Genomic DNA, 8,092 nt, shown 5'->3' with positions numbered 1-8,092 from the left:
CCCTTTTTTGTTGTTATGCCGGATCAGCGCCAGCTGAGGAAATAATGTTCAACCCTGCCGATCATCCAGCTGGTAATCAGTCCCATGACGGAGAGGATAGTAACACCGGCAAACAAGCGCTCCAGATCATAGAGCGAACCGGCTTCCAGAATATAGGCGCCGACGCCATATTGCGCACCGAGCATTTCGGCAGCAACCAGCAGAATAATGGCGATGGCGATGGAAACACGTAAGCCTGACAGAATGCCGGGCAGGGCACCGGGCAACACGATCTTGCGGATGATTGACCACCAGCGCAGGTTAAAACTTTGCCCCATGCGGATCAGGCTGCGATCCACATTATCAACTGCACCATAGGTTGCCACGACTGTCGGGGTGAAAGTACCGAATGCAATCAGCGCATATTTTGACATTTCATCAATGCCGAACCAGATCACAAACAGCGGCAGCAATGCAATTTTCGGGATAGGGAAAATAGCGGCGACAAGCGGTACCAGACCGGCACGGACATAGGAGAACAGTCCGATCATTGTGCCAAGCAGCACACCGGCGAAAATCCCCATCGATGCGCCGACAATCAGTCGTTGCAATGACGGCAACAGATGTTGCCAGAGCAGGCCGGTATCATAGAGTTGATAGAAAGTGCCCAGCACCGCAGAAGGACGCGGCAAGGTCAGATTAGAAATAAAACCTGTGCGGGTGCCGATTTCAGCCAGTGCAATCAAGGAAATAAACAGCAAAGGCGCTATGAAACGTACTTTCACCGGTGCAAAACCACCGCCGCGAAAGGGTACAGGACGGGTGATGATTGTCTGGTTATCTGATGGTTTTGTCATTTCAGCAGCTCCTGATCCGCAGCCATCGCTTCATCACGCATGAGTGCCCATAGTTCCTGCTGCTTGGCATCCAGTACAGGGTCTGCGAGATGGCGCTGATCGAGAGGCGTGTCGATTGTCACAACCTGATTGATCCGCCCCGGACGGCGGGACAGCACTACAATTTTATGGCCGAGGCGCACGGCTTCCGCCAGATTATGGGTAACATAGACAGCGGTGAAAGGCTGACGCGTCCAGAGCGATACCAGATCGTCCATCAGCAATTCGCGGGTCTGACTATCGAGCGCGGAGAGCGGTTCATCCATCAGCATGACATCAGGGCGCACAGCCAGAGCACGGGCAATGGCAACGCGCTGCTTCATCCCGCCGGAGAGCTGTTTGGGATAGGCATCTGCAAAATCTGAGAGACGGGTGCGTGCCAGCACATCACTGATGATTGCATCCATCTCTTTGGCGGATAATTTGTGATCTTCCAGTACCAGCCGGATATTACCGGCAACTGTGCGCCAAGGCAGCAATGCAAAATGCTGAAAAACATAGGTCAGCGGATTGAGAGAGGACGGGGAAGGTTCCCCGACTTGCAGAACCTGACCGGATGTCGGCTGTTCAAGACCGCCGATAAAACGGAGCAAAGTGGATTTGCCGCAACCGGAAGGGCCGATCAGACAGACGATCTGCCCTTGATTGATTTCAAGCGTGATATCACGCAAAACTTCGACCTTGCCGTAATGGTGGCCTACATTTTTTAACAGCAAATCCATGCAGTTTTTACTTCTTCTTGTCAGGGCGGCATAAGAGATTTGCGGGCCCTGATATTTCGCGGAGGGGAGCCGGTTGAACAAAAGAACCGGCTCAGAATAGAAAATCAGATGGTTTTGACGTAGCTGGTGTCAAACAGCATTTCAGGGGTGATGGTGTCTTTTACCATCTTCTCGTCTTTGAACCAGTTGAGCTGTTCAGTGACAGAGGCAAGAGACAGGGCAAGACCCTTGTTGATACGCATTGCGCCATTGACCAGATTGGTTTTGGCCTGTTCGAACGGCAAATCCATTTCCACATATTTATGGGCGATCTTGGCAATCGCATCGACTTCTTCCGCAGAAGCGGTTTTGTCGACCAGAGCCGCATTGTAATCATCAATGGCTTTGGAATAAGCGCGGATGAAAGCTTCGGTTTTCGCCCGTTCTTCCGCAGCATTTTTGGTCGAAGTGAACACTGTTGTCACCTGATAATCCGGCGCAACATCAGACACCAGACCGATCTGCTTGGCTGCACCTTCTGCAATCATCTTCTTGGCAATGCTTGGCTGAATAGCCCATGCATCAATCTGGCCGGAAGTCAGAGCGCCGACAACAGCACCGACTTTCTGCAGCGGGCGCAGGGTGATTTCAGACAGCGGAATATTGTTGGCCTTGGCAATCTTATAAGCCATGAAATGGAAGGACGAACCGGCAGTGGTAATGCCGAAGCTCTTACCTGCCAGATGTTTAGGTTCGGTGAGACCTGCTTCATAGGCTTTGTTAGAAGCAAGAATGATCTGGCCAGCGAGGCCTTTTTCTTCCTGCAGAGAACCGCCGATGACTTTTACCGCATTTTTCTCGGCGAGATTGATCAGACCGCCGCTCATGGCTGTCACACCGTAATCGACATCACCACCGGCAATGGCTACGGCCATTGGCTGTGCGGCTTCAAAATATTTGAATTCCATATCGAGGTTTTCGGCTTTGAAATAGCCGCGTTCCTGCGCGATGAAGCTTGGTGCCTGACTGGCAAGGCGGATAATACCGAGCACGGCTTTAACCTGTGTGCTTTCCGCTCTGGCACTTAAAGAAAAAGGAGCACCCAGCACAGTCATGGCACCGGCTGCGCTGAGCCCTGCGAGAGTCTGACGGCGGGAGAGCTGGAATTTCTGCATCTGTATATCCTTACCAAAAGCGGTCAGGTGTATTGTTATAAGCGACAATATCCGATGATCCGCTGTCCGTGCCCGACGCTTTATTACGCAAAGACATGGAATTTTTTGCAATGATTTCGTGCGTTCTTGTAGAGCAAATTCATCGGGATTTGAAGTTAAAAGCAGTCAGATAGCTGTTTGTTCCTCGTAATTGTGACGGAAACAGCGATTTTAATTGTTGTCCGGCATAAAAATTTTGAATGAGCTTTGTGGTGCAGGGACAGGCATAAAAGATCTGTGAAAGCAGAGTCGTTGCATGCGCTTCTCACCTATGAGCGTGCAAAATGCTGTTTGTTAATATTAAACTGACATTTCTTATCGTGCTGCCCTGTTCGTGAAAATGTTGTTTGGTCACAAGGCAGACTCTGCGATACAAGATTATGTCAGGCGGGCTTTTGCTGGCAAGTCCGGATTTTTCCGGTTGCTATTGCCGCCTATGTCAGCGGGAGCGTTATCGTGTGCGGATTAGCAGGCTATGTCGGGCAGATAAAAACAGATCAGGCGCCGGAGATTTTACTGCGCCGCATGGCAGATGCCGTTGCTCATCGCGGCCCTGACGAGCAGGGCGCTGTTGTTCTGAATGGGGCAGGTCTGGCGCATAAACGTTTGTCCATTGTCGGGATCAGCGACGGTCAGCAACCGATGACAATGGCCGATCAGCGCTACGTGCTGGTTTTCAACGGTCAGATTTTTAATCATGCAGAACTGCGCCGTGATCTGGAAGCACAGGGCGCACAGTTTCGCACCCATAGCGATACGGAAGTGATCCTGCATCTTTATGCCCGTTATGGCACGGATTGCCTTCGCTTTATGAATGGTGATTTTGCCTTTGCTTTATGGGATGTGCAGTTAAAGCGCATGTTCATTGCCCGCGACCGGCTGGGTGTGCGTCCGCTCTTCTACACCCATGCGGACGGGGTGTTATATTTCGCTTCGGAGATCAAGGCATTGCTGCGCGTGCCATCAGTACAGGCGGAGCTCGATCCGGTTGCACTGGATCAGATTTTTACGCTCTGGGCACCGGTTGCGCCGCGCACAGCCTTCCGTAAAATTTATGAGCTTGAACCAGCGCATATGATGATCTGTGACGAAAACGGCATGAAAATGCAGCGTTACTGGACGCTGGATTATCCGGATCGGGATGATGCCGCCGTCATTCATGATGCAGATGCTGCCGCAGAAGAACTGGAAGCTTTGCTGCAGGATGCCACAAATCTGCGTATTCAGGCAGATGTGCCTGTCGGCACTTATCTTTCCGGCGGGTTGGATTCATCATTGATTGCGGCTTTTGCGCAGCCGCTGACAAAAGGTGAATTGCATAGTTTTTCCGTGGGCTTCGAGCAGGCGGATTATGACGAAAGCCGCTACCAGAAAATGGTGGCGCAGGCATTGCATACAAAACATCATTCGATCTCTATCGCGGAAGATGATATTGCAGCGATTTTTCCCGATGTTATTCAGGCTGCCGAAGTACCGCTGGTGCGCACGGCACCGGCGCCGCTTTATCGTCTTGCACAATTGGTGCGGGAAAGCGGCATGAAAGCGGTCTTGACCGGTGAAGGCGCGGATGAGGTCTTTGCCGGCTATGATATTTTCCGCGAGGCAAAAGTCCGTCGTTTTTGCGCGCGGCAACCGCAATCGCACATCAGGCCGCAATTGTTTCGCAAGCTTTATCCTTATTTGCCCGGCTTAAAAGCACAGACACCGGAAACTCTGGCTGCGTTTTTCGGTATTCACGGTACTGATCTGGCGGATCCGCTTTATTCGCACCGGCCGCGTTTTAAGGCGACAAGTGCCGCCAAATTATTTTTCTCCGGCGATCTGAAACGGGAACTCGGCGATTATGATGCGGGTGAGGAGCTGGCTTCCAAATTGCCGGAGCGGTTCGGACGCTGGCATGAGCTGCATCAGGCGCAATATCTGGAGTGTCGTTTTCTGCTGCCATCCTATATTCTCTCCAGTCAGGGAGATCGTATGGCTATGGCGCATGGTGTGGAAACGCGCTTTCCGTTTCTGGATTATCGTCTGTCTGAATTTGCAACAAGGCTGCATCCGTCGCTGAAGCTGCATGGACTGACCGAGAAATATCTGCTGCGCCGTGTTGCAAAACAGCGTGTTCCGGCGGAAGTTTTACAGCGGCAGAAACAGCCTTATCGTGCGCCGGACAGTCATTCTTTCATCGGAAAGGGTGAGAAGGAATATGTCCGCGATCTGATGAGTGAAAACCGCATTGAGGAGAGCGGCTATTTTAACGCTAAAGCCGTGTCTAAATTATACAATAAGAATAAAGAACAAGGTCTGACTGGCTTCCGTGACAATACAGCCTATGTCGGTGTGCTTTCTACACAAATATGGCTGAAAAAATTTACAAGTTTACTGAGCTAGTTCGGAAAATTTAAGAATCCTATAGACTTTACTGTCAAAGTTATGTGTTAAAACAGCGAATAAAGTATAGTATTTTACGGGCTTCATTAGAGTATTCTCAGATTGTTGCTGCGGCAGCTCTGGGAGTGTCAGAAATGATCGAAACAGGATATGAGCATGAGTGATACGATCAAAGACCGCTTACGTGCGTTCATTATTGAAAATTTTCTTTTCGGCGACACGGATTATGCGCTGGAAGATGATGCATCGCTGATCGATAATGATGTGATGGATTCCACAGGCGTGCTGGAACTGATTGCTTTCATTGATGAGGCCTTCGGGATCAAAATGGCGGATGCAGATATTGTTCCGGCTAATCTCGACAGCCTGTCAAAAATCACTGCCTATGTAACTGCCCGCAAAGCTGCCTGATAGCAGGCAATCTGTCCGATGATGCGTATCGAGAACCATCTTAAATTCCATGCACACAATACCGGCCACAAGACTGTGCTGGTAACCGGACAGGTACGTCTTTCCTATGCGGAATTTAATGCCAAAGCCGAGGCTTTGGCGCATAGTCTGCGGGCGCAGAATGTACAGCGCGGGGATCGCGTTGTCATTTTCATGGATAATTGCTGGCAGGCAGCGGTATCGGTTTTTGCTATTCTGAAGGCCGGCGCGGTCTTCACACTGGTGAATCCGTCAACCAAAGCAGATAAGCTCGGTTATATTCTGAACGACTGCACACCCTCTGCTTTGCTGACACAGGCTAAATTATTGCCGGTTGTTGATGAGGCTGAGGCTTTTGCTGCAATACCGGTTTTGATTGCCGTTAAAGGCCCGAGCCGCTCCAAGCGTCCGCATCTGCTATTCGAGACGGCAGTTGAGCTGCAGGAAAATCAGGCTGAAATTATCAGCGGTGGCATTGATATTGATCTGGCCATGCTGATTTATACATCCGGTTCAACGGGTCGCCCCAAAGGTGTGATGATGACACATCGCAATATTGAGGCGGCGGCGACCTCTCTGACAGGGCTGCTGAAAAATACAGCAGATGATATTATCCTCTCTGTATTGCCGCTGTCTTTCAATTACGGGCTGTATCAGTTGCTGATGACAGTGAAGCTCGGCGCAACGCTGGTGCTGGAAAAGTCTTTTGCTTTTCCGCAGGCGGTGTTTGATGTGATGCGCGCTGAGAAGGTAACAGGCTTTCCTATCGTACCGACAATGTCTGCGATTATGATGCAGATGCGTGATCTGATATCCGGTTTTCTGCCCGATCTGCGTTATGTTACCAACACTGCCGCACAATTGCCGGTGCCGCATATCGAGTTTTTGCAACGCGTTGTGCCAGATGCGGAAATTTATTCCATGTATGGCATGACAGAATGCAAACGCTGCACATGGCTGCCGCCGCATATGATCAGCGAGAAGCCGGAATCGGTGGGTATCGCACTGCCGAATAGCGAAGTTTATCTGGTCGATGAACAAGGCGGATCGGTGCCTGTGGGAGAAGCCGGTGAAATGGTGATACGCGGGCCGAATGTGATGCAGGGCTACTGGAACAATCCCGAGGCCAGTGCTGCTGTGCTGAGAAGCGGGCACAATCCGTGGGAAAAGGTTCTGCATACCGGTGATCTGCTGCGTATGGATGCAGACGGATATTATTATTTCGTCGGACGCAAGGATGACATCATTAAATCGCGCGGAGAAAAAGTACCGCCGAAAGAGGTAGAGACTGTGCTTTACACGCATCCCGTTATTCGGGAAGCTGTTGTAGCCGGTGTGCCTGATACAATGCTGGGGCAGGCGATCACCGCAATGGTGACCACTGCAGATGCAGAACTGACTGATAAGGAGATTATCCGGTTCTGCCGCCAGCATCTGGAAGATTATATGGTTCCGGTTTTTGTTCTGGTTACAGATGAATTGCCGCGAACCGATACAGGTAAAGTCAGCCGTCGTCTTGCGGCGGAAATATTGGCCAAACAATACAGGCAGTTTCAGGATGAATAAGATTCAAGAATTTTCTGCACAGACGATGGTGATTGATGCGGAAGCTGAGGTGGAGAAAATCACCGCTGCCTTGCGTCGTCAGCTGCGCGGTCTGCGCCGCCGTGGTCTGGTTGTCGGTATTTCCGGCGGTATCGATTCCAGCGTGAGTACAGCATTGGCTGTGTGCGCTGTAGGTGCGGATAAAGTCTTCGGTATTTTTATGCCGGAGAATGATTCCGACCCGCTGTCACTGGCGCTGGGGCAAAAGCTTGCAGGCACCTTTGGTGTGCAGACAGTGATTGAGGATATCGGCCCTGCCTTGGCCGCTATGGGCTGCTATCGCCGCCGCGATGATTTTATCCGCTCGGTTGTGCCTGCTTACGGAGAGGGCTGGGCATCGAAGCTGGTGATCAACAATGCTTCTGAAAATGGCGGCTATAATATTTCTTCGCTGGTGGTGCAGTCACCGGATGGTCTGCAGGAAAAAATCCGCCTGACACCGGAAGCCTATTTAGGCATTGTTGCTGCTACCAATATGAAGCAGCGCACCCGTAAACAGTTTGAATATTATCACGCGGATCGTCTGAATTTTGCGGTTGTCGGCACGCCGAACCGGCTGGAATATGATCAGGGCTTCTTCGTGAAGAACGGTGACGGTGCGGCGGATGTGAAGCCGATTGCTCATCTCTATAAGACGCAGGTCTATCAGCTTGCAGACTATCTGGGTGTGCCTGCAGAAATCCGTCAGCGTCCGCCGACAACGGATACTTTCTCGCTGGCGCAGACACAGGAAGAGTTCTACTTCTCCCTGCCATATAATCTGATGGATCTTTGCCTTTACGCGCTCAATCACAATATCAGCGCAGCGGATACAGCTAAAGCCACCAATCTGGGTGAAGATCAGGTGCAGCATGTCTGGGCAGACATTGTAGCTAAACGCAAA

7 protein-coding genes are annotated in these 8,092 nt (G+C 51.0%); 4 read left to right on the top strand and 3 right to left on the bottom strand.

The features are described 5' to 3' along the window. Positions 1 to 23: 23 nt before the first annotated feature. The 3 genes from A918_RS0108355 to A918_RS0108345 form a co-directional block, all read right to left on the bottom strand. Complete coding sequence (locus A918_RS0108355) at positions 24 to 836, bottom strand: ABC transporter permease (protein ID WP_022710625.1); 813 nt, start codon at positions 834 to 836, stop codon at positions 24 to 26. Next, complete coding sequence (locus tag A918_RS0108350) at positions 833 to 1,597, bottom strand: ABC transporter ATP-binding protein (RefSeq protein WP_028233555.1); 765 nt, start codon at positions 1,595 to 1,597, stop codon at positions 833 to 835. The genes A918_RS0108355 and A918_RS0108350 overlap by 4 nt, the downstream gene beginning before the upstream one ends. Positions 1,598 to 1,701: 104 nt before the next feature. Continuing rightward, a complete protein-coding gene (locus tag A918_RS0108345; protein WP_022710623.1) occupies positions 1,702 to 2,751 on the bottom strand; it encodes an ABC transporter substrate-binding protein in 1,050 nt (349 codons plus the stop codon). Positions 2,752 to 3,246: 495 nt separating this feature from the next. Between A918_RS0108345 and asnB the strand changes: the two genes are divergently transcribed. The 4 genes from asnB to nadE form a co-directional block, all read left to right on the top strand. Further along, positions 3,247 to 5,175, top strand: a complete 1,929-nt coding sequence (gene asnB / locus A918_RS0108340; RefSeq protein ID WP_022710622.1) for an asparagine synthase (glutamine-hydrolyzing) — start codon at positions 3,247 to 3,249, stop codon at positions 5,173 to 5,175. 156 nt (positions 5,176 to 5,331) lie between these two features. Next, complete coding sequence (locus tag A918_RS0108335) at positions 5,332 to 5,586, top strand: acyl carrier protein (protein ID WP_022710621.1); 255 nt, start codon at positions 5,332 to 5,334, stop codon at positions 5,584 to 5,586. A gap of 21 nt (positions 5,587 to 5,607) precedes the next feature. Beyond that, the gene (locus A918_RS0108330; RefSeq protein WP_028233554.1) at positions 5,608 to 7,170 is read left to right on the top strand and encodes a class I adenylate-forming enzyme family protein; all 1,563 of its coding nucleotides are present in this window, start codon (positions 5,608 to 5,610) and stop codon (positions 7,168 to 7,170) included. Continuing rightward, the coding region (nadE, locus tag A918_RS0108325) for an NAD(+) synthase (protein ID WP_022710619.1) at positions 7,163 to 8,092 on the top strand (930 nt) is incomplete at its 3' end. The genes A918_RS0108330 and nadE, both read left to right, overlap by 8 nt.

It is taken from the genome of Pseudochrobactrum sp. AO18b (genome assembly GCF_000409565.1).
GTDB lineage: Bacteria > Pseudomonadota > Alphaproteobacteria > Rhizobiales > Rhizobiaceae > Pseudochrobactrum > Pseudochrobactrum saccharolyticum.
Note: the sequence above shows the minus strand (reverse complement) of the source record. Positions and strands in the feature narration are given on the sequence as shown.